At 39.2% G+C, this 23,205-nt stretch carries 21 protein-coding genes; 1 reads left to right on the top strand and 20 read right to left on the bottom strand.

Annotated elements, in window-relative coordinates; all coding sequences use genetic code 11:
* Window positions 1-6: 6 nt before the first annotated feature.
* The 8 genes from SPAR10_RS06840 to miaA all read right to left on the bottom strand — a co-directional run bounded on the left by SPAR10_RS06840 (window position 7) and on the right by miaA (window position 7,377).
* Window positions 7-1,755, bottom strand: coding sequence for a glycoside hydrolase family 13 protein (locus SPAR10_RS06840; RefSeq protein WP_004252310.1), 1,749 nt, complete (start codon window positions 1,753-1,755; stop codon window positions 7-9).
* A 243-nt stretch (window positions 1,756-1,998) separates the two neighbouring features.
* Complete coding sequence (locus SPAR10_RS0101990) at window positions 1,999-2,193, bottom strand: helix-turn-helix transcriptional regulator (protein WP_006150191.1); 195 nt, start codon at window positions 2,191-2,193, stop codon at window positions 1,999-2,001.
* A 6-nt stretch (window positions 2,194-2,199) separates the two neighbouring features.
* Window positions 2,200-2,529, bottom strand: coding sequence for a hypothetical protein (locus SPAR10_RS06835; protein WP_004252308.1), 330 nt, complete (start codon window positions 2,527-2,529; stop codon window positions 2,200-2,202).
* 396 nt (window positions 2,530-2,925) lie between these two features.
* Window positions 2,926-3,681 (bottom strand): SDR family NAD(P)-dependent oxidoreductase, encoded by a 756-nt coding sequence (locus SPAR10_RS06830; RefSeq protein ID WP_004252306.1) that lies wholly within the window; start codon window positions 3,679-3,681, stop codon window positions 2,926-2,928.
* Between the two features lie 20 nt (window positions 3,682-3,701).
* A complete protein-coding gene (rnz, locus tag SPAR10_RS06825) occupies window positions 3,702-4,631 on the bottom strand; it encodes a ribonuclease Z (RefSeq protein WP_004252304.1) in 930 nt (309 codons plus the stop codon).
* A 14-nt stretch (window positions 4,632-4,645) separates the two neighbouring features.
* Entirely contained in the window at window positions 4,646-5,269 is a 624-nt protein-coding gene (locus SPAR10_RS06820; protein WP_004252302.1) for a hypothetical protein, read from the bottom strand.
* Entirely contained in the window at window positions 5,262-6,500 is a 1,239-nt protein-coding gene (hflX, locus tag SPAR10_RS06815) for a GTPase HflX (RefSeq protein ID WP_004252300.1), read from the bottom strand. The genes SPAR10_RS06820 and hflX overlap by 8 nt, the downstream gene beginning before the upstream one ends.
* Entirely contained in the window at window positions 6,493-7,377 is an 885-nt protein-coding gene (gene miaA / locus SPAR10_RS06810; protein WP_004252297.1) for a tRNA (adenosine(37)-N6)-dimethylallyltransferase MiaA, read from the bottom strand. The genes hflX and miaA overlap by 8 nt, the downstream gene beginning before the upstream one ends.
* A 122-nt stretch (window positions 7,378-7,499) precedes the next feature.
* Between miaA and SPAR10_RS10825 the strand changes: the two genes are divergently transcribed.
* Window positions 7,500-7,670: a DUF3042 family protein gene (locus tag SPAR10_RS10825; protein WP_001051780.1), complete on the top strand. Its 171-nt coding sequence runs from the start codon at window positions 7,500-7,502 to the stop codon at window positions 7,668-7,670.
* Between the two features lie 42 nt (window positions 7,671-7,712).
* On the opposite strand, the gene SPAR10_RS06805 is transcribed toward SPAR10_RS10825, so the two are convergent.
* From SPAR10_RS06805 to mecA, 12 genes are all read right to left on the bottom strand, one after another.
* Complete coding sequence (locus SPAR10_RS06805) at window positions 7,713-8,552, bottom strand: thymidylate synthase (RefSeq protein WP_004252295.1); 840 nt, start codon at window positions 8,550-8,552, stop codon at window positions 7,713-7,715.
* A 101-nt stretch (window positions 8,553-8,653) separates the two neighbouring features.
* Complete coding sequence (locus SPAR10_RS06800) at window positions 8,654-9,613, bottom strand: ROK family glucokinase (protein WP_004252294.1); 960 nt, start codon at window positions 9,611-9,613, stop codon at window positions 8,654-8,656.
* A gap of 103 nt (window positions 9,614-9,716) precedes the next feature.
* Window positions 9,717-10,562, bottom strand: coding sequence for an excalibur calcium-binding domain-containing protein (locus SPAR10_RS06795; RefSeq protein ID WP_004252291.1), 846 nt, complete (start codon window positions 10,560-10,562; stop codon window positions 9,717-9,719).
* 222 nt (window positions 10,563-10,784) lie between these two features.
* On the bottom strand, window positions 10,785-12,506 hold the full coding sequence (gene pabB / locus SPAR10_RS06790) for an aminodeoxychorismate synthase component I (RefSeq protein WP_004252289.1): 1,722 nt from the start codon (window positions 12,504-12,506) through the stop codon (window positions 10,785-10,787).
* Window positions 12,507-12,643: 137 nt separating this feature from the next.
* Entirely contained in the window at window positions 12,644-12,847 is a 204-nt protein-coding gene (locus SPAR10_RS06785) for a helix-turn-helix domain-containing protein (RefSeq protein ID WP_004252288.1), read from the bottom strand.
* A gap of 17 nt (window positions 12,848-12,864) precedes the next feature.
* Window positions 12,865-13,341, bottom strand: a complete 477-nt coding sequence (locus SPAR10_RS06780; protein WP_004252281.1) for a DUF2975 domain-containing protein — start codon at window positions 13,339-13,341, stop codon at window positions 12,865-12,867.
* Between the two features lie 67 nt (window positions 13,342-13,408).
* Window positions 13,409-13,900, bottom strand: a complete 492-nt coding sequence (locus SPAR10_RS06775; protein WP_004252279.1) for a hypothetical protein — start codon at window positions 13,898-13,900, stop codon at window positions 13,409-13,411.
* A gap of 277 nt (window positions 13,901-14,177) precedes the next feature.
* Window positions 14,178-15,293: a peptide-methionine (R)-S-oxide reductase MsrB gene (gene msrB, locus SPAR10_RS06770; protein ID WP_004252278.1), complete on the bottom strand. Its 1,116-nt coding sequence runs from the start codon at window positions 15,291-15,293 to the stop codon at window positions 14,178-14,180.
* Between the two features lie 9 nt (window positions 15,294-15,302).
* Window positions 15,303-15,863, bottom strand: a complete 561-nt coding sequence (locus tag SPAR10_RS06765; RefSeq protein ID WP_004252276.1) for a TlpA family protein disulfide reductase — start codon at window positions 15,861-15,863, stop codon at window positions 15,303-15,305.
* A gap of 158 nt (window positions 15,864-16,021) precedes the next feature.
* Window positions 16,022-21,673, bottom strand: coding sequence for a ZmpA/ZmpB/ZmpC family metallo-endopeptidase (locus SPAR10_RS06760; protein WP_004252275.1), 5,652 nt, complete (start codon window positions 21,671-21,673; stop codon window positions 16,022-16,024).
* A 1-nt stretch (window position 21,674) separates the two neighbouring features.
* Complete coding sequence (locus SPAR10_RS06755) at window positions 21,675-22,238, bottom strand: TIGR01440 family protein (RefSeq protein ID WP_004252274.1); 564 nt, start codon at window positions 22,236-22,238, stop codon at window positions 21,675-21,677.
* A gap of 194 nt (window positions 22,239-22,432) precedes the next feature.
* Complete coding sequence (gene mecA / locus SPAR10_RS06750; RefSeq protein ID WP_004252273.1) at window positions 22,433-23,170, bottom strand: adaptor protein MecA; 738 nt, start codon at window positions 23,168-23,170, stop codon at window positions 22,433-22,435.
* Window positions 23,171-23,205: the final 35 nt, after the last annotated feature.

Genomic DNA, 23,205 nt, shown 5'->3' with positions numbered 1-23,205 from the left:
ACCATGCTAGTCTATCATATAAACTACAAAACCATCAGGCAAGATAACTTGTTGTCCATCTTTAAGATGGCAATGACTAGCTAAATCAACAAAGTCTCTTTCTAAAACAAAATTCTCAGAAGACTGATTAAAGATTGCCTGAACTTCTTTTCCTTGGTAGTTCCAGCTCAAGGCAAGAACATCTGGTTTCACTTCTTCCAAGCAATAATTTCCATGCTGAATAATCCTTGCAACGTCCTTACGAATCTTTATTAATTTCTTCATAAAATTCAGCATGTCATTGTCTTCAGATACACGGTCCCAGGGCATGACACGACGGCAATCAGGGTCTGGTCCACCAATTAGTGCTAGCTCTGTTCCGTAATAGATACAAGGGGTCCCTTTTTGAAGATAGAGGAAAGTCAGGGCAGCCTTGACATGCTGGATATTTCCTTTGGCAGTTGTAAGGATTCGCTCTGTATCATGAGAATCTAAAAGGTTAAACATCACCTCTGAGATTTGTTGCTTGTAGTACATAGACTGGCTGTTGATTTCTGAAATAAACTGCTCTGTCTTTTTACGCTGACGCAAGAAATAATCCTTGATACTTTCAGAGAGCGGGTAATTCATGACCGCATGGAACTCGTCCCCTTGTAGCCAAGGTTGTGAGGTATGCCAGATTTCACCTAAAATATACAGATCAGGCTTTTTAGCGAGAACTGCCTTTCTGAAATCTCTCCAGAACTGATGGTCAATTTCATTAGCAACGTCCAAGCGCCAAGCATCGATATCAAAATTTTCAATCCAGTAGGTCGCAACACTGAGAAGATAGTCCCTAACCTCCGGATTAGCTGTATTCAACTTAGGCATATAGCTAGCAAAGGCAAAGGTATGATAAGGGAGTTGTCTTGGATTCTGAAGTTTATCCTCAGTAACTGGAAATTCTTGGATATGGAACCAATCTTTATACGGTGACTTTTCTCCGTTTTTTAGAACATCCTGCCATTGGGCAGACTGGTAGCCGATATGATTGAAAACAGCATCTAGCATAATCTTGATGCCACGTTTGTGAGCTTCATCGACTAGATTACGAAAGACTTCCTTGTCTCCAAAGTGACGGTCAATTTCAAAATAATCCGTCGTATCGTACTTATGATTGGTTGTTGCTTCAAAAATCGGACATAGATAAAGTCCAGTGATTCCCAAATCTTTTAGATAGTCTAGGTGGTCGATAATTCCTTGCAAGTCTCCACCAAAAAAGTCATCCCTGTTAGGCGCAAGCTCAGCATCCCACTCTCGAGCTCCATCAGGAGTCAACTTTGGGTTTCCATTAGCGAAGCGTTCCGGGAAAATCTGATACCAAACAGTATTTGAAACCCAGTCAGGAACTTGACAACCGTCAATTTCGTGAATATAAGGAAGCTTAAAGCCGTTTCCATCAGCATCCAAGTTTTCTTGAGTATGTTCTACACAACCCTTATCCCCATAGTAGACACCATGACCTTCCTCATCGAGGAGCTCAAAGAGATACTGAATCCGTGCAAAATCAACCGAGACTGTAATCTGCCAATAGTCAAATAGGGCATCTGAGGTTACTTTGGTCATTTCTTTCTTGGCTTCATACTTATCCTCAATGAAAATAAAGGGATCTCCATAGTGTAAGATAACCTTCTGGACATCATTTATCTTGGTTCTAATTCGGATATGTAGCTGATCTTCCTTGTAAAGATATGCATACTCTGATTCTGGTCTATGATAAATAGCTGTTAATTCCATCATTTGTCTCCTAAATAATCTATCATCAACAAAAACGCAAACGTTTTCATAATTAACAGAACTAGTATACTATTTTAGCTGTTTATTTGCAAATTTTATACCAGTTTTACGATAGATATATAAGATGGACAAGGGTAAAATTGAGTAGACTCTTTTTGAGCTTTAAAAAGAGAGTTTCCATGAACTGAAAAACTCTCTCATCATTACGAATCAGATGATTAAAATAAAAGCTATCTGATATCTTTAATCTTCTAAAATGAAAATTTCTTCAACATGTAGTCGTAGCAACCTTGCAATTTTCATTGCTAGTTCAAGTGTAGGATTGTACTTGTCATTCTCTATAGCAATTATGGTTTGTCGACTAACGCCTAATATTCTTGCCATATCTTCCTGACGTAGTCCCTCAGACTTTCTTAACTGTTTGATGTTATTTTTCATACAGCATTAGTCTTTCTGAAAAAAATAAACGCCAACAGCCAATACTACGATAACAGTGACAACTGCTAGAATGACTCCTTGAACAAGTTTATTTGGTTCTTTATACTCTTCATCACCAGCAATCATATTGCGTTTTATTGCGGTTTGAGCAAATCCTTGCACACTTACAGATAAGATCAAAATTAAGCAAGGAAGCATTTCAAGTTTGCCACCAACAACAAGTGCTTGATAGATATTAAATCCTGTCCATGCACATAAACCCAAAAGCGCTGTTTTATAGCCCCACTCCTCAGAACGCAACTGAATATCTCTGTCCATTTCATCCATCTTTTTCATGGCTTTGTTCCTCCAAATTTTTGTAATAATGTCAAGAGCTCTTTACATTTCTTATTATACTCTAAATCGATAAAATGTCAAGATATTTTAACATTTTAACTTTTTTATTTTCTTCATCTATTCTAAGAATATTCCTAACTCCAATTTACAGTCTAATCAATCTGACAAAGGGCAAGTTCTTTTAATCCTATTTTATCTTGACTTCATAAGCTTCGGCTATAGATATACTTTCAGTTATGTTAGACTCGAAGTTTATCCTCTCTTTTCTGCTTTCTTATCTCTATTTATACCTTAAATGGGCTTAATCGTTATAAACTGCCTGTTTATCATGTGGTATTTTTCTACAAATTAGCAACCGAAAAAAATAAAAAGCCATTCCTCAAGGGAACAGCCTTTTCACTTATAATTAAAAGTCTCCCCAGCCAACTTATCGGCTAACTTAGGAAAGAGGGTATAAAATTTGTGGGCTAGATTGAGCAAGGCTGGGAGATTGAGCTCGCGTTTGTTTTTTCCGATAGTCTTAACAATCTTTTGCGCGACAGCATCTGGTTCCAATAGAAAACGGTCGACCGATTTGAGGTAGGTCCCATCTGGGTCTGCCTGGTCAAAAAATCCTGTACGGATAGGCCCTGGATTAACAGTTGTCACATAGACACCATAGGGCATGAGCTCAAGGCGAAGAGCATTTGAAAAACCTATGGCCGCAAACTTGGTCGCAGAATATAGACTAGACTTAGCAGTCGCAATCAATCCTGCCATGCTGACGATATTGATGATATGACCTTTTCGAATCTCCTTCATACGAGAAGCAACCAAACGAGACAGATTCATCAAAGCAAAAGTATTGACTTCAAACATTTGATGAATATCTTGATTAGAAATCTTGTCAAAATCTTCAAAAATCCCATATCCAGCGTTGTTAATCAAGACATCAATCTTGCCATAACGCTGATAGAGCTCAGCAACTAGTTCTTCTAAGGCTTGAGCGTCGGTAATATAAATTTCAATCAATTCTGCCTGAGGATGATTTCCGTATAGTTGGGCTAATTTTTCCTTATTTCTACCTAGCAAAATGAGTTGATCTTTAGGCAAGAGTTTGACCATTTCTTGGGCTAGACCCCCGCTAGCACCTGTAATGAGAATGGTTCGCATGATTCTCCTTTCTCTAGTAACTAGATTTCCACTTCTTCCAAGTCTTTGACCACATGGACGTTTTCAAAAATCGTTGCAGCATCTTTCTTAAGCTGGCTGATATCTTTTGAAAGAAAACGGGCGCTGATATGGTTGAGCAAGAGTCGTTTGGCTCCCGCTTCTAATGCAATCTGTGCAGCCTGCATATTGGTTGAGTGACCATGATTGCGGGCAATCTTCTCATCACCCTTGCCATAAGTGGACTCATGGACAAGGACATCCGCATTGATTCCAAGACGCACACTAGCATTAGTTTTTCGAGTATCACCCAAGATAGTGATAATCTTACCTGGACGTGGCGCTGAGATATAGTCTGCTGCCTTAATCTCGGTGCCGTCTTCTAGGATGACATCCTGACCGTTTTTGATTTTTCCAAAGAGTGGTCCAAATGGTACGCCGGCAACCTTTAATTTTTCAGCATCCAAGGTTCCTTCAAGATCCTTTTGTATGACACGGTAGCCCACACAGAAAATAGTGTGATCCAACTCTTCTGCATAAACGGTGAACTTATCGGTTTCAAGAATTTTCCCAAGAGAAGCTTGGTCAAATTCATGGAAATGAATCTTATAGGGCAGGCGTGAACCTGACACTCGTAGACTGGTCAAGACAAAAGATTTGATGCCTTGGGGACCATAGATTTCCAAATCTGTCTGCTCTTCATTGGCCTGAAAGGCACGGCTAGAAAGGAATCCTGGCAAACCAAAGATATGATCTCCATGCAAGTGTGTGATAAAAATTTTGCTGACCTTGCGTGGTCGAATCGTGGTTTCCAGAATACGATTTTGCGTTCCTTCTCCACAGTCAAAGAGCCAGACTTCGTTAATCTCGTCCAAGAGTTTCAGAGCAAGACTTGAAACATTACGGGCTTTAGAGGGCTGACCAGCCCCTGTTCCTAAAAATTGAATATCCATTTGCTACTTTCTAATTAATCAATATATAACATAGCGCTACGGTTTTCCGAGCGATAATAAAGCTTGCCAGAAAAAGCTCTAGCTTCTTGTAGTAAATCCTCTTGGCTATATCCCTTAAGTCGCTTTCTTCCATCTGCTAAATTTTCCAGATCTGTCAAGGCTGTGAGATTTTCCAGGCTGACTACTTCCTCTTCACCAATCGCCTTCATGTAAATCTTACCAGACTCCACAAAAACTAGCTGATGGGGAAAAATTTGCGCAATTTCAAAGAGTAATTCATCCGTAATTGCTTCCTCATTCTCTGAGAAAATGCGACCAAGTCCTTCTTTCTCGTAGCAAAATCCAAAGGATTTACCAGATAGATTGAGGCGAATAAAGGGCTTGCTTTCCAAAGCGAAACTTGGTTCAGTATTGTAGAGGCTCAGTTCTTGGCTGACTTCCGCAAAATAATCGGTCGCAGCCTCTGGGCTCTTTTTCTGGTAGAGTTCGGCAAAGTAGGCATTCACTACGCTGGGTGGAGGTGTAATGAGAGCTAGTTGTTTCTCTTCAGACCTACCAGCTAAAAGCTGGTCCAGATAGACCTTGTCTAGACTTGTATAGCCACCATACTTGAGTGCCATAGTTTTGATATCAGTCATAAAATTCTTCTAATCTCCATTTATTTTTCTCAGAAATGTAGCCTCTGATGACTTCTCCATCATCTTGGTAGTCACGTTCTTCAAGAATCGCAACACTTTCTAAATCATGAATCTTGTAAGATTTAGAAAAAGGCACGCGCAGGGTAAATACTTCAAAAATTTCCTTGATCTTATCCAGCAGTATAGCCTGCAGCTGTTCGCGACTATTCTCAGACTTGGCAGAAATCAATGCATAAGGCGTTTGAGTAGGTGTGAAATCCTCCACCAAATCTGCTTTATTATAAAGGGTTAAACGAGGAATATCCTCCATGTCCAAATCTTTCATGATGGAGAGGACCGTTTTTTCATGTTCCTCATGGTAAGGATTGCTAGCATCGATGACATGGACCAGGAGATCTACATGCTTGCTTTCTTCCAAGGTTGATTTAAAACTCGACACCAACTCTGTCGGTAGATCTTGGATAAATCCAACGGTATCTGTCAAGGTTACCTGTAGATTGCCCCCCAGATGGATGCTTTTAGTTGTTGCATCTAGAGTTGCAAAAAGCTCATCCGCTTCATACTGGGTCTTGCTGGTCAAAGTATTCATAATAGTTGACTTCCCAGCATTGGTGTAACCAATCAAACCAATCTTAAAGGTACTTGACTCCAAACGTTTTTCTCGAACTGTCGCTCGGTTTTTCTCAACTACCTTGAGTTGACGTTCGATATCTGTAATCTGGTTGCGAACACTACGACGGTTAAGCTCCAGCTGACTTTCACCTGGACCACGGGAACCAATTCCCCCTGCCTGACGGCTGAGCATAATCCCCTGACCAACCAAACGAGGCAAGAGGTATTTGAGCTGAGCTAGATGCACTTGGAGTTTGCCTTCATGGCTTCGAGCTCGCATGGCAAAGATATCCAAAATCAACTGCATACGGTCAATGACCTTGACACCTAACACTTCCTCTAAATTAACATTTTGTCGAGGTGTCAGACGGTTATTGACAATGACAGTCGTGATTTCTTCTGCGTCCACCATTTGAGCAATTTCTTCCAACTTACCAGAACCGACAAAGGTCTTAGAGTCGTATTTTTCTCGTTTTTGTCTGTAGCTATCGACTACAACTGCACCAGCCGTCTTAGCTAGACTAGCCAGCTCTTCCATGGAGAGGTCAAAGTTATCCATGCCCTGGAGTTCAACACCAATGAGCAGGACTCGCTCCTCTTTTTTCTCCGTTTCAATCATTTAAAAACTCCTCAATTTGGCTTAAAATACGCTCTTTCACACCAGATTTTCCTATCTGATAAAAGGTCACCTGCATGCGATTGCGGAACCAGGTTAGCTGGCGCTTGGCAAATCGACGAGTCGCCTGCTTGAGACTATCGCTAGCCTCCTTCAAACTCTGCTCTCCTCGAAAATAGGGAAAGAGTTCCTTGTAGCCAATCCCTTTAGCAGCCTGCACATCTGGATAATGGTCAAACAACCACTTGGCTTCGTCTAGAAGTCCAGCTTCAAACATCAGATCCACTCTGTGATTGATTCGCTCATAAAGCTGACGACGTTCATCATCCAAGCAAATAATCAGCGGTTCATATAAACTTTCTTGATTTTCCAAATCTTGACCAAAATGAGCAATTTCCAAGGCACGTATAGCACGACGACGATTAAACTGGGGAATTTCAAGACCTGCTTGCTCTACCAGATGAACTAACTCCTCATCCGAAACAGGTTCTAAGCTAGCTCGGTAGGCTAAAATATCCTCGTGCAGTGTCTTTCCACCTAGATGATATCCCTCTAGTAGACTCTGAATATAAAGTCCTGTCCCACCAGCTATTATAGCAAGTTTCCCGCGATTTTGAATATCCTCGATGGCTGCCTTTGCTTCTGAAACAAAATCAAAAGCCGAGTAAGACTCGGTTACATCTCTCACATCAATCAAATGATGAGGGACAGTTGCCTGCTCCTCCGGACTAGCCTTGGCTGTTCCAATATCCAGTCCTCGGTATACTTGTTGGCTATCCCCACTGACTACTTCACCATTGAATCGCTGAGCAACTTCAATGGCTAGGGCAGTCTTTCCAACTGCAGTTGGACCAACAATCACAATTATTTTGCTTTTCATCGTTTTTCCTTGAAAAATTCCCATTTTTTCGTTACTATTATTATATCACAAAATAGACAGGCAGAAAAATGCTATATCTTATGCTATTTCCGTCTGATTTATAAATAAAAGGAGGAAGACTCATGGCTAAAGGATTTGCTAAAGGTCTCGTAACAGGTGTTGCAGGAACTGTTGCTGCTGTTGCAGGTGCAGTATACGCATTCAAAAAGAAAGTGATTGAACCAGAAGAACAAAAAGCAGCTTTCATCGAAGAAAATCGTAAAAAAGCAGCTCGCCGTCGCGTATCACGCTAATAAACAAAAAGAAGTTGGAATTTCCAACTTCTTTTTATGTTCTTAAATAGCCAAATCAAACTTCAACTGCGGTTTCACTGGATCATAATCAACCAGCTCAAAATCCTCTGCTTTAATATCAAAGAAATTAGTCTTGTCTGGTACATTCAAAACCAAACGTGGTTGGCAATTTGAAGGCTCACGACGGAGCAATTCTTGAGCTTGTTCAAATTGATTATCATAGATGTGAAGGTTATTGATAAAGTAGAAGAATTTCCCAACCTTCCAGCCAAAATGTTTAGCAATCATCATTTGAAGCGCCACATACTGCATGGCATTGATGTGATGAGCTACCAGCATATCGTTAGAACGCTGGGTCAAGGTTGCATCCAGATAGATGTCCCCATCTACACGACGGACATCAAACATGGTCTGGAAGGCACATGGAAGAAGGCCGTCTGTTTCCTCAAAAGCTTGGTAATCCCAGAGAGAGATGATATTGCGACGGTTCCAAGGATTGGCTTCTAACTGTTTGAGAATCTTGTTAATGATGTCATGCTTCTTAACAACAGCCCCGTAACGCTCACCGATTGTCCCTGTATCTCCTACTTCCCAGTCATTCCAGTAGTGAACATTGTACTTGTCATTGAGAACTTTTAGGCTATTTGTCTGATCTTGATAAATCCAAAGAACTTCTTTGATAGCTGATTTGATAGCAATTGGACGCAAGGTCGTGATTGGAAATTCACCCTTAGACAAATCATACTCCGCAAAAGCACCTGTAATGTACTTGGAGTTAGCTACTGTTCCATCCTTATACTTGGGACGAGCTTGTTCTGAAAAGACTCCTTCATTGAGAATTCGCTCAATATTTTCTTTAAAAATCTTATCTGCTTTTGTCATTTACTCTCTCCTCAACGTTTATTCTTAACTAGTATAGCATAAAAAAAGAAAGGAGGAAAATCACTCGCTTCAAGATAGTGATTTTCTCCTTCTTTTCCTTCTTATTGTAAGACAAGTGATGCTGCCCCAATCACTCCAGCGTCATTTCCTAGAGTTGCAAGAGCTAATTTCGTTGTTGTACGAACTTGTGGGAAGGTATTTTCATCATAAACCTTTTGCACGCCTTGGAGAAGGAATTCCCCAGCAGCTGAAACTCCACCACCGATAACAATCGTTGATGGATTTAGGATAGAACCGATGTTGGCACATGCAATACCTAAGTAACGTGAGAAGTTACGGTAAACAATCAAAGCAAGGTCATCCCCTTCTTTTGCCAAATCAAAGACAGTTTTAGCAGTTACTTCTTCACCGTCGTCGATCAAGCGTTTCAATTCTGCATCGCCTTCATATTCATCCGCATAACGACGAGTCAAGTTGACAATCCCTGTTGCTGATGCTACTGTCTCAAGACAGCCTTTTTTACCACAAGTACATGGGATTGGTTGGTCAAAGTCAACTGTGATATGTCCAAGTTCACCTGCAGCACCTGCAACACCGTGAAGCAATTTACCTTCTGCCACGATACCGCCACCAACACCTGTACCAAGAGTCATAAAGACAACGTCTGGTTGGTTTTCACCAGCACCCATCCAACGCTCACCAAGAGCAGCTACGTTAGCGTCATTGTCGATAAAGAATGGAATACCCAAGGCTTTTTCCATCTTTTCTTTGATTGGTTGAAGAGTTTTCCAGTTGAGGTTGTAGGCTCCGATAACAGTTCCATTTTCACGGTCAACTACACCAGGTGAACCCATACCAATCCCTTGGAAATCAGTCGCAGCCAATCCAAGCAATTCAAAACGATGTTGAATAGACTCAATCATATCATCTACAATGTGGCTTCCTTCGTCCAAAATGTTGGTCTTGATAGACCATTTTTCTTGGATTTCTCCTTCTTGAGTTAAAATTGCAAACTTGACAGAAGTTCCACCAAGGTCAATCCCAATAATCTTTTGACTCATCTTTTTCTCCTTATCCTTAATTGAAAATGCTTATAGTAATAGTATAACAAAAACTACTTATCAATGCAGAGGTTTGCATTAACTTTACAGAATTTTTTCTATTCTATGGTTTCCACAAACCAGAAGCATCTACATAATAGCGTCCACCATCCACTCGTTCATTCTTAGCCATTTTACCATCCGATTTCAAATAGTAATTTCCTTGCCATGCATTGCGAGCATAAGATCCATCTGATTTGAGGTAATACCAAGATTGGTAAGAAGAGTCATAAACCCATTCACTCTGAGCCATTTTCCCATTTGACTTGAGGTAATATGCACCTTGCCAAGTATTATGCGCATAAGATCCATCTGATTTGAGGTAATACCAAGCTTTGTAGTAAGAATCATAAATCCATTCACCCTGAGCCATCTTACCATCTGATTTGAGATAGTAACTTCCCTGCCAAGTATTGCGTGCATAAGATCCATCTGATTTGAGGTAATACCAGGCTTGGTAATAGTTATCGTATACCCACTCATTCTCAGCCATTCTTCCATCTGACTTGAGATAGTAAGCACCCCGCCAAGTATTTGTTACTGGTTTCCCATTTTCAGAAAAATAGTACCAAGATCCATTCTGACGAACCCAGCCACTTTCAGCTGCTACACTTGAGGTAGGTGCTGCACTATTTGGTGCTACATTGGTGTTAGCTTGTGATGTACTCGACTTTTTCTCTTTTAAAACACCCTTAGGCGCATTCTTCGATTCACAGGCAATCCCATCATGATCCTTATCTAGAGTAGTAGAATACCCTGGTTCTCCCTTATGAATATCTGCATAACCATTCTCCCAAGCTTCCTTACAGCTTGAAAAATGGATACTTTCATCTGCCACAACTGGATGTAAAAACAAAGCTAGAGCAGGTAAAGAAGCTAGACCAAGTTTTAATAAATGACGTTTGTTCATGATTTTCTCCTAAAATTATAATATTAATCTCAATATTATTTTATCAAACTTATTTCTGCAATTCAAGAAACTTCTAGTTATTTCTGCAAACTCTTCTGTTTTGCTCTATTCAAGATATGAGGGCCGTCAGGGATAATCTGAAATTAAGAATCTGGCAACTGTTGTTGAAGGCCTTCCATAACCTTTAGATTAGGCTTATCCATGTAAAAATATTAGTTTCATTTACTTCTTCCTCAAACTCAACTCATACAAGCCCCTAACCGCATTGCAGGCATAAATAACTTCTGCTTGTTTCAAATCTGATAAAGTTAAGACCTTCTCTTCTACCTGCCCGCTTTCAAGTAAATGCTGGCGATAAATCCCTGGTAAAATGCCAAGACTACTAGGTGGGGTATAGAGTTTGCTATTCATTTTTAAGACCAGATTCCCAATAGAGGTTTCGAGCAATTTTCCATCAACAGTGTGATAGATGATTTCCTGTTCTCCCACTGTCAAATGTGGTCGGTGTGTCGTCTTAAAGTAGGTAAAGGCCTGCTGCAAATCAGCTTCTTGCTGACAAAGTTTGGCCTGACAGAAGCTAGGGCTAAGCGGTGTCAATACTTGTCGTTCGATTTCAATCTCTCCAGATTTGCTGAGACTGATTCGCATCCGATAATCTTGATGGAAATCACAAGACTGGCACTCCTTCTCTATTTTTTGTCTCAAAACTTCTTGGTCAAATGGAAAGGCAAAATAACGACTAGCCTTTTGCAATCTTTCTAGATGTTGCTTTTCAAAGAGCAATTTTTTCTGACTGATTTTCCCTGTCGTAATCAGCTGAAAACGAGGCTGTTTACGATAGAGAACAGCAGCTTTTTGATGGACTTCACGGTATTCTGACTCCCAAGTACTATCCCAAGTGATGCCACCACCGACTCCATAGATGGCTTGCCCTCCATGCAGTTGAATGGTTCGAATAGCCACATTGAAAATCCGTCGTCCATTGGGCAGTAAGAGACCAACAGTTCCACAGTAAACTCCTCTAGCTTGTGGTTCCAAGTTCTTGATAATTTCCATGGTCGCTATCTTGGGAGCTCCTGTGATGGAGCCACATGGAAAGAGCGAACGGAAGATTTCTACTAGATCAACATCCGGTCGTAACTGACTCTTGATAGTTGAAGTCATCTGCCAAACTGTAGAATACTGCTCCACTTGGCATAAACGCTCCACATGCTCACTACCAACCTCAGAAATACGATTCATGTCATTTCGCAAGAGGTCCACTATCATCATGTTTTCTGAACGATTTTTGGGATCCTGCGCCAACCAAGCAGACTCTTTCAAGTCTTCATCTTCAGTCAGTCCACGTTTAGTCGTTCCCTTCATAGGACGAGTCGTTAATTCACGGCCATTTTGCTCAAAAAAGAGTTCTGGGCTCATGGAAATCACTGCCATGTCGTCGTGCTCTACGTAAGCATTATATCCCGCTTCCTGCTCCACCACCATACGATTGTAGATAGCAAAAGGATTGGCACTTAAATTCTGCTCGAGTTGGACCGTATAATTGACCTGATAGGTATCCCCTTGTCTTAAATGATGGTGAATTTGCGTAATTGCCTTTTCATAGGCCTCTGGAGATGTTAGTTCCTGCCAGTTTGATGGTAATTCCACCTCCTCATAAGTCAGAGGAATGCTAGATGTTTCAACGCTGTCATGAATAGTGAAATAGAGAAGATACTCTCCTAACAAGGGACCCTCGTGAACCGCTAACTTTTCCTCAAAAGCAGGTGCGGCCTCATAACTAACATAACCAACTACATAATAGCCCTGTTCTTGGTAGCTTTCTACTTGAGCTAGCAAGTCTGCTACTTCTGCTAAATCTCTGGTTTTTAACTCTTTAATAGGCTGGGTAAAAGTATATCTCTCGCCCAAAGCCCTAAAATCAATCACTGTTTTTCTATGCATATCCTAAGTATACCATAAATAAGAAGGCCCCTAGAATTTATCTAGTCAGTATTTTTTATCAGATTATCAGGAAATGTTTTAGAATTCTTTATATAATTTAACAAAATAAAAAGGTTCAGCTTATGCTGAACCACTTTTTAATCTGGCACATATTCCAATATATCACCAGGTTGGCACCCAAGTTCTTTACAAATGGCTTCTAGCGTTGAAAAACGTATAGCTTTGGCCTTACCTGTTTTCAGTATTGAAAGATTTGCGGGAGTAATACCTACACGTTCTGCTAAATCTCCTGAACGCATTTTTTTCTTTGCTAATTCGACATCTAGATTAATAACAATCATGTGATATTCTCCTTTCTCTAAATTGTAAACTCATTTTCTTCTGCAATTTCGTTTGCTTTTTCAAGGACTTTACCAATTGTCCAAACAACGAGAGCAGTAACCATGAAAGTTAAATTCAGAAATGAATAACCATTGAGTGTCAAAATACCATCTCCTAGAAATGAGGCAATAAAGAGGGAAATAGAGATACGATTAGCAAGTTTGACATTATAACTTGTAAAAATCTGTTCATGAATAATATTTTGGAAGAACTGTCTAACACAGAATAGTACAAACAGAATGATAAAACTATTGATAAAGGACAAAGCACTCACTAGTATTGAAGTATTCACCATATCAGGTTTTAAGGAAATAGTCCCAAGGTTAAAGAGGTTAATCTCAGTTACATTGAAAACTGTTAAAAAGATGGATATAACTAAAGATACTCCCAAGATAAAAAGTAGGATATTAATAAAACCTAAAGCAAATGGTAAGTAGGAATTTTTCTTAGACATTAATTTCAAAACCTCGTTTCTAATCTCTACTATATTATACAATATTAGTAAGTGTTACGTGCATGTCTTATGCTACTTTATTTGAAAATTGATTTTTGATAAAAGCAAGAACTAAGCTAGCAATGAATAAGAAGGCTGCAATCGAGAAGTTAAAAATAATATGAGCTGGGTTAAGAATAAGTTCTGTAATACCTTGGATTGCTCCTACTAGTGTCATTAGAACTGCACCTTTTTTCAAGAATGAAATGGTTGTATCTTCAAAAAGATCGCTTTCCTTAAAGTTCTTAGCAAACTGTTTTAATTTGATAAGGCCATAAGTCAGAAGTGTATTACCGGCAACAAAGGTTAGAACAAAGGCATTAACCCCTCCCCACGCTTCGTAGCCTGACCTTGTTACCTCTCCACCTTCAGGCATTAGTTGGCTGATATCAAATTGACCAAGGAGAAGAACTAATGATGCAATACTAAAGAAACTGAGGGTAAAGATTCCGAAATTAGAGCCTAGTGTAACAAGTGATTTAGCAAAGTTTACGATTTTAGTTGATGTAGTTTTTTTCATGATGATTTCCTCTTTTATAAAATATTTTTAGTTTTAGCAACAAATGAGCTCTTTTTGTTACTACTCGAAAACTTATTATCGTTTTTCGATATATCTAGTATAGCATAATATTTTTGAAATGCAACACTTTTTTATCGTTTTTTGATAATTTTTTTCTTTTATTTTAAAATATCTTTATTTAAGAGCAATTAGACTTCAAATATTAAAGTCAACACTTCTAAAAAATCAAATATGAATCTAAAATATTTTTAGTAAACTCTTTTTAAGAATATCACGTTCACTCAACATAATCTAACAAATAACCATAACCCTTTTCTTCCATTTGATCCTTAGGAATAAAACGGATGGATAGGCTATTGATACAATAGCGTAGGCCTCCCTTGTCCTTAGGTCCATCTGTAAAAACATGTCCCAGATGGGAATCACCAGTTCTACTTCTGACTTCTGTTCTGACCATATTGTAAGACTTATCTTCCTTGTAGGTTGCAACATCTGGGCTGATAGGCTGGGTAAAACTAGGCCAACCACAGCCCGATTCAAATTTATCTTTCGAAGAAAAGAGAGGTTCTCCAGTTGCTACATCTACATAAATACCTGCTTCAAATTTATCCCAGTAACGATTTGAAAAGGCGCGTTCTGTTTGACTGTTTTGAGTCACTGCATACTCTTCAGGAGAGAGGAGTTTTTTCAATTCATCGTCACTCGGTTTTGGATATTTACTCGCATCAATGACCGGATATGCTGCTTGATTGACATTGATATGGCAATATCCATTAGGATTTTTCTGGAGATAATCTTGGTGATAGTCTTCAGCCACGATAAAATTTCTTAAGGCTTCCTTTTCAACCGCTAGAGGCTGGTCGTATTTCTTAGAAACTTGATCAAAGACTTGATTGATGACTTCTAGGTCCTGGTCGTCCTTATAGTAGACTCCCGTTCTGTACTGAGTCCCCACATCATTTCCCTGCTTATTTTTACTGGTTGGATTGATAATGCGGAAATAATGGAGCAGGATTTCTTTTAATGTAATTTGATTGGCATCATAAGTCACATGAACAGTTTCAGCATGCCCCGTTTGGCTAATTAATTCATACTGGGTTGTTTCTCCTCTGCCATTCGCATAGCCAGAAACAGCATCTGTCACACCCGCTACTCTTGAAAAATACTCTTCAACTCCCCAGAAACAGCCTCCCGCTAGATATATTTCATGTAAGTCAGCATCTTTACTTGGCTCAGTTTTTTTCGTGACTTTTTGCCCTTGACTAACTGCTGCCTTCTCGATTTGAGTGGTATCGGTGTAGCTTGCGCTTCTTTTTTCCCAAAGAAATAAAAGTCCGATAATAACGCAAATGATGATTCCTATGAATACAATTATTTTTAATTTATCATTCATGAGTAGCCTCTAATCTATGCTTTTCAAAGTTTCTAAAATACTTGCCTTATCCATAAAGCCTGGTTGAGTCTTGACTAGTTTTCCTTCTTTATCGATAAAGGCCTGAGTCGGATAAGAACGAACTCCGTAACTTTCCAAAAGTTGTCCCGAAGGGTCTAGCAATACTGGTAAATCTTTATAGTCCAAGCCTTGATACCATTTTTGGAAGGCTTCTTCTGCTTGCTCCCCTTTTTGACCAGGAGAAACAACTGTCAAAATTACAAAGTCATCGCCAGCTTCCTTTGCAAGTTCATCGGTATCAGGTAAACTAGCTAGACAGACAGAACACCAAGAAGCCCAAAATTTGAGATAGACTTTTTTGCCTTTGTAATCTGATAGACGATAAGTTTTTCCATCAACTCCCGTGAGTTCAAAGTTTGGAACTTCTTCTCCTTTTTTTGCTACCTGAGAACTAACTTGTACATTTTTGTCTCCATTTTGCTTATCAGCTTGGTTCTCCATCTGATTGTTACAAGCCGATAGACAGACCAGACTAGCGCAGACCAATACAGTTGCTTGCCATTTTTTCATTTTCATCACCTTTCTCGCTCATCATATGAATATAGATATTGTATTATAGCTCCATTATATACCTATCGTCCTAAAAATACTTGAAATCTGTTTGGAAAATAAGGCATCTTTTGGGACACAAAAAACTCCCACCTGCTTAGCCGGTGAGAGTCAATTGATTATTTAAAGATAGAAGTTTTAAAGCTATCTGTTTGTTGAAGAAGTTTCTTAAAGAGTTTTTCTTTAAGTGATACGGTGTTGTCAAATTTGACAGATCCATTACTTAGAGTGTTCTTATCTTTATCAACTGCTTCAGCAAAAGCTCGTTTCAAGTCTTCATAACTATTGTATGTTTTACCATCGATTTCAATAGACTGAATTCCTTTTTTAGCGTTATTCACTACTTCTTCGAAATAAGCTTTCTTCCAATCTTCGAGATTGTTAAATTTTCCTTCAGAAATCTTGTTAATGATGAAGTCATCACCTAGAGTATCTTTACCAGCTTTTTTAGATTCAGCTTTTAGCATGTTAGAAGCATAGTTTAGGAAGCCTTTTTCGTAGCCATAGTAACCCCAGATTCTAAAAGTATTATGTTTGAATGACATAGCTCCAGGAGCACCTTCACTGGTATTTCCACCATAGATACCAGTCATCATTGGAACATTCACATAAGCAGAATCAAAGTCAGATGGATTATAAACTCTATTACCTGGACCACGGTTGGTCATGAAGTTGTTCGTAATTAAGTCATCCACTGTGCGTAAAGGAATAGCCTTTTCCTCATCACTTAAAGGTCGAACCTTGTCGAATTGGTTCTTGGTGTTATTTCCGCGGTACTGTTTGTCTACTTTCTTGAACCAAGCATTGTTTAAATCTTGATTTGCTTTATTGAGGACAGCTTCTCCTTCAAGATAATCTAGAAGCATGAGAGTGTCATTATAGCCCTTCATGTAACGATCAATTTCGTCACGTGATTTAAGGTCATTTGGATTGGTGTTATACCATTGATTTCCATCGTTTGGACGCTCATAAGCCATGTTGAGACCTAGGGCTTTGTACTCACCATTTGGATTTGATACTGACGGAGTTTGTAACATTCCTTGAGCAAATGCTTCAAGATCTGTTCCTTCACGGTGTCTTGAGCCACCTAGGTAAACCATTCGGTCATTTACGTGAGTCGTTTCGTGAGTAAAGGCAGATACCCCAAAATCACTAATCATATCCGTCACCATAAAGAAGACAGAATCATCCTTATATGGATTTGCATAAACGCGAGCCACAGCTCCCATACGCCAATCAGTCGCATGGTAACGGTCTGTAGGTCCATATAATTCACGGATAGGCGCCACATCTTTACCACTGTTTGTATGGCCATAACGATCAGTACTAATGCCTTTATAATTCTGGTTGTCCAGTACAGGTGTTGGAACCATATTATTGCTCTTCAAGAGCTGATTACGTACCTTATCTAGAGATAGACGTGACCAGAAATCTAGGTAATTCTGTTGTCCTTTAGCAACCTTATCAATTTCAGCTTTGAAGGCATTACGCTCTGCTTCAGTGTTCTTACCATATTTTTCAAATGAACTGTAGGCCATGGTGTTATAGGTTGAAATCAAGAACATATGGGCATCTTTTAAGTTCAAGAGTGGTAAAATCATCTTGCCATGCATATCGTTATTTAAGCCTTCGTAAGCTCTATGTTTCTTATCAGCAAAATCAGGATTTGTTGTTTTTGGTTCCACGATATAGACATTATCTTTAGTTGCTTTTATAAACCAATCATTCAAGTCTGTATCTTTTGTGAAGAGTTCCATGTTATATTTCAGGAAATCATTTAGATTACCAGAAAGAGTATTTTTAGCAACTACTTCACGGAAGGCATCGTGTGTACGAGTTCCTTTGACATAATCTTCTTTTGAACCAATTTCAATCAAACGGTCTAATACACTTACATTCTTACCATAGAAGTCTGGCTTGAACAACATGAGTTGCTTGATATTGAAATCATCAAACTTCACTCCGTAATAACGGTTAAGGTAAGATAGGCCAAGGAGAACCGCTGCCTTGTTATCATCAATTTTCTTGATCAAAGCACGTTTAGCAGCTTCATCTGTGTTTAATTGATGATCCTCATTTTCAACCAACTGTTTCACAAATTTAGTAAGATTATCCTTAACTTCTTTGAAGGTCTCTTCAAGATAAAGGTTCTTAATAGCATTAACTTTGTTTGGACCAGTTCTACCAAGGTGCGTGTAGATTGGGTCAGATTGTAATTCCACAGGACTCAATTTTTCAACAATAGCATTGATGAGATCACTACGGTCCTTGTCAACCATATTCGGAGTATAAAAAACTTCACCAAGTTCTGCAATACCGTACTCTTTCACTTGTTTCACTTTTGAATCTTTAGGTGAAATGGTAAAGATATCTTTTGTCTTATCTGCATAGTGGATCATAATATGATCAGCATCAGCTAATTCCGTAACAAAGGTATTGCCTTTCATAGCAGTTACAGACAATACTTCTTTAGTCAAGAGAGGACTTCCTGCAGCTAATTTATTACCTTGGTCTACAATCCACTCTTTATTATAGAAAGGTTGAAGTTTTGCAATATTACGGTAAGCTAGCTCACGAGTTGCATCATAACTATCAATTGCTTTGTACTGATCGTCTTTGTTTAGACTGTTATTAAGCTTGTCTTCAATAGGTTTGCTGCTGGTAAATTTATCAGCAGTGATCCCCATTGCTTTAATTTTCTTCTCGGCTTCTTCCAGTGAGATACTTGGAATTTTACGTGAATTGTTAAAGGATTTTTTACCTTCACTCACGTCATCAACACTATAATTACGTTTGGTTCTTGAATATGTGAAGTAGTCGTCAGCATCAATATCTGAATGACCAAACACCATCTCACCTGTTTTGACTTTCATCATAGTGATGTTGTCTTCAATAGTACCTAAGGCCCAGTTAGTACCCAGCAATCCACCAGACTGAACGGCTTCTTTCAGTTCGATAGAACCTTTAGCAACTGAATTTCTTAGGACCCCTTCTGAACCGACCGTGTAGTTATTAGCACCATTTTGAGACGAATAGACTAGTCCTGCAGCTTTTGCTTTATTACCAGTGATCTCAGCATCAACGTATGCTTTCTCAACAACACCCTTCCAGTTTTCACCAAGAATACCAGCTAAATAGCCTCCTCTATTGCCAGCAGCGTGAAGTTTACCGATAAAGGCGACATTACTTACTTTTCCACTACCATCAATTTTATTGATAATACCAGCTACATCATTGTTACCAACAACACTTCCGGTTGCTTTGACATTTTCAATAGTTGCATTGTTTTTGATAACACCTGCGATTGGAGCTACTCGATCAACTCCAGGCATATCAATATTGACATTTTCCAGTAAGAGATCCTTAACAGAACCACCTTCAATGTTTCCAAATAATGGTCTAGTGATATTATGAATAGCAAATTTATTACCATCAGTACTTCCTAATGAACCTTTAAAGGCATTGGTTACATAAGATTTGCCAGCCGGTGGTACATTATTAGCATTCATATTGCTACCAAGCTTAAAGGTACCAGTAGGATTTGCTTGCATAGCTTTTACAAGTTCATAAAAGTCGTAATACACATCACCTTCATGAGCTTTTGGTTTAGGCAAATAGTGTACATACTCTTCAGTGAAACGATTTTCTGCAGTACGTTGAATCAAATCTGGTGCTTTTGCAGTTACCTTGTATAGTTTATCTCCATCTACAGTAACTTCTTCGATTTTATCAACAGCTAGTTTCGTAACCTTGTTATCGTAAGTCGTAACTTTTAAGTAGTATGGCTTAACATTCGATGGTTTCTCGGACAAGAGACTAGTATCAGTCTCATTACCTTGGTCATCCACACTGATTAAGCTTGTTTCCTTAATATTTTTGACTTCAACTTTTTTAAGGTCGATTCTCAATGGTTCTTCCTTAAGAACTTCTTCCTCGTCACCATTACCACGATCATACACCATGGTCGTTGCAAGTGTATAATCCTTGTAATAATCTAAATCAGCTAAAGCTGTCGCAAGATTAGACTCTGAAATAGCAAATGTCTTAATAACTTGATCGCCTTTTTTCAACACTGCTTGAATAGATTTGATAGTCACTCCATCTGGTTTTTTAAGGCTATAAGTTGCATTTGCACTTCGATTCAATTCTTCTGTATCAACTTTAGTTAATGTTAGAGTAGGTTTTTCTAATTCCTTAGTACCTTTTTTGATAATGTGGTCTTGTGCCTGTTCAAGAACTTCTTCTGAAACAGTAGGTGCATCTGCAGTTTTCACACCCTTGATAGTCTTGTAGACTTTAGTAATTTTCTTCTTACCATTCTTACCAACCTGAGCAACTGTTTCAGTTCCCTTGAGTAGACTAGAATCTTGTTCCGTTATCGTTTTAAAAGGAACTTCTTCAACAGAAACTTCTTCGGTTTGGCCTTCAATTGCTTTGGTTCCGCGACTGATTTTTTCAGCTACAGGAGCTTTAACAACTTCCGTACTAGTGGTGATAGCTTCGCCAACTTTCTCCCCATCTACAGTTTTATAGACACGATGTATGAGTTGACTACCAACTTCACCCTTTTGAACAACACTTTCTTCGTCTGTATAGCGATTAGAATCCGATAGGTATTCTGTAGAATATGGAATTGTAACAGTTTCTGTTTCAGTCACAGTTGACTCAGTCACATTGTATTCTGGCAAGCTCGGTTGAATGAGAGGTTCACCTTCGTGTCCTTCTTCTTGAGTGCCCTTAGCTGTTACTTCATCTGTATAGGCTGGGAGTTTCGGTTGGATTAGAGATTCGCCTACATGACCTTCTTCCTGAGTACCCTTGGCTGTTACTTCTCCTGTATAGGCTGGGAGTTCAGGTTGGATTGGAGATTCACCTACATGACCTTCTTCTTGAGTACCCTTAGCTGTACTATTCTCTGGTTGGGCTGGAGACTCTGGTTTGACAGGGGATTCACCAATAGGAGCTTCTTCTTGGGTGCTCTCTGTTATTTCTTCACTTGTATGAACAGGAGGTTCTGGCTGAACGAGAGATTCGCTTCCTTGAGTTTCTCCCTGTGTTGCTGTAGTTGTAGTCTCTTCGCTGTAGGTTGGAAGCTCTGGTTGAACAAGTGATTCTCCTTCACGAGCTTCTTGTGTCACTTTATCTGTAATCAAGTTATTGCCTTGATTATTTTCAGGCATTGAAACCTTCAAATCAGCTTCTTTGAAGTAACCAATGTAGTCATATCCATCAATTTGAATAACTCCGTTGGCTAAATCTTCTTGACTACAAGCAGAAATTGTTTGGTTATAAGATAAAAGAATTTGATTTTCAAAAGCTTGAATAGTCTGAGGAATGAAGTAGCTTCCACCTAAAGCACCAATCACGAGAAGACCCGCAACCTTATTACGATTTTTCTTTGAAATTACCAAAACAGCTAGCGATGCTATCGTAAGGCCAAGGCCAGCAAGTGCTAATTCTTTACTTCCAGTTTTTGGTAATTCCTGAGAAATAGTGGCTTTCCTTCGGTAAACAAGATAAACAACATCATCTTGTTTTAAATCAGAAGGAAGTTCCTTATGAATAAGGGCCTTTTCAGCTTCTGTTAGCTCTTGCTCTGCTAAATAACGATAGTGTACCTGATTTGGCTCACAAACTTCATTAGCCACTACTGGATCAAGCAAGAGGTTGTTAGCACCGAAAAGTACGGCTCCGATAACAGCAGAACCGACTCCAACAGAGAACTTTCTAATAGAATATTTTATAACCTTTTCAATATGTTTCTTTTCCATTTTACAATTTCCTAATAGCATCTTGTGGGTATTGGGCACGCGCCCCTCCAATAAGCTTGGGACGACTAGCGAGGGCAGTTACGTGGGCTTGGCCGATTGATCTCAAAACTGGACGTATCGGTACTTGAACATGTTTGATATGCATCCCAATAGCCGTATCTCCAATATCGAGTCCTGCATCAGCTTTGATAAATTCGACCTCAACTGGGTCTTTCATATAGCGAAAGGCCGCCAATTGCCCTGATCCTCCAGCGTTCAGTGTCGGAAGAACACTAACAATCTCAAGATTGTATTTGATTGCAACCTCTCGTTCTACTACCAAGGCCCGATTAACATGTTCGCACCCTTGAACTGCTAGGTGGATTCCTTTAGCTGATAAGATTTCTAAGATTCTTTTAACAATTAATTCTCCAATTTCTTGACTAGAGGCTTTCCCGATGTGTCCTCCTATCACCTCACTGGAAGATAAGCCCAAAACAAAGAGAGCCCCCTCATGGAGAGAAGCCTTTGCCAACACATCTTCTAGGATTTCCTCTACCTCTTTTTGTAAATGTCCTTGGTCCATACTTTACCTCGCTTATTTCTTTCTATGATATCGTTTTTTCATTATTTTAGCAAGCTAAGTGACGTAATAGAAAGTGTTCATCTATAGCACCTCAATTGAGTTTACAAAATTTATCGTATAGTCTAAACCTAATCAAATTCAAATCTAAAACGAAAAAACAGAGAATTCTATTTCTCTGTCTTTTTTCAAATACTTCAAACTTTTTGGAGTCCTTGGACGGCATCGTGATTGATGATGATTTGACCGTATTCTTGGAGAACTGAACGGCTAATATCACTATCATCTGCAAATTCACGCATGCGAGCCAATAACCAAGCTGGATAAATACTTGGATGATCTTCTACATCAACCAAGACTGTTAGATAGTATTGGTCGTTCATTTTGTAAAGTTCTGAAGTCTCCATTTGGTAATCAACTGTTTTCGCAAAAGAAACCAAACTAGTTAAGTCGTCAAAGCGTAGGATGTAGTAGACATAAGGTTCTCTTTTCCCTTCATCCACCTCAGCAATTTCATCAATCGCTGCTTCCTCTTCTTTTTCAACCTGCTCTAGAGATTGAATAGCTTCAATGTCTTCTTTAGTTTTCTCTGCCATGGTCTTTTCCAATGTTTTCAAGAACTCATCTGGAGACATTTTTGCTAGTTCATCCATGTCAGGAAGGTCTGCCAAATCCTCAAAATCCAAATTTTGGTCAATCTTAGACTTGGTTACAAAGACGTCGACCTTATCAGGCTTCGGTGTCACTCGGAAGCTAAGCATACCTGTATCCAAGAAACTGTCTGGCATCTCTAACTCATCCAGAATGGCATAGAAAAACTCTTCTGTTTTTTCTTGTGGAACGAGAAAGTCTGCGATTTCCATTCCACGATCCATCAAATCTTCTAAAGACATAGTAATTTTTAAAGTCGTATCACTGATTTGTTTCATTTTCATAGTTCGTAACCTCATACTTTCAGTTCTATCTATTA

The sequence above is a fragment of the Streptococcus infantis SPAR10 genome, assembly GCF_000279535.1.
GTDB classification, from domain to species: Bacteria; Bacillota; Bacilli; order Lactobacillales; family Streptococcaceae; genus Streptococcus; species Streptococcus infantis_I.
Note: the sequence above shows the minus strand (reverse complement) of the source record. Positions and strands in the feature narration are given on the sequence as shown.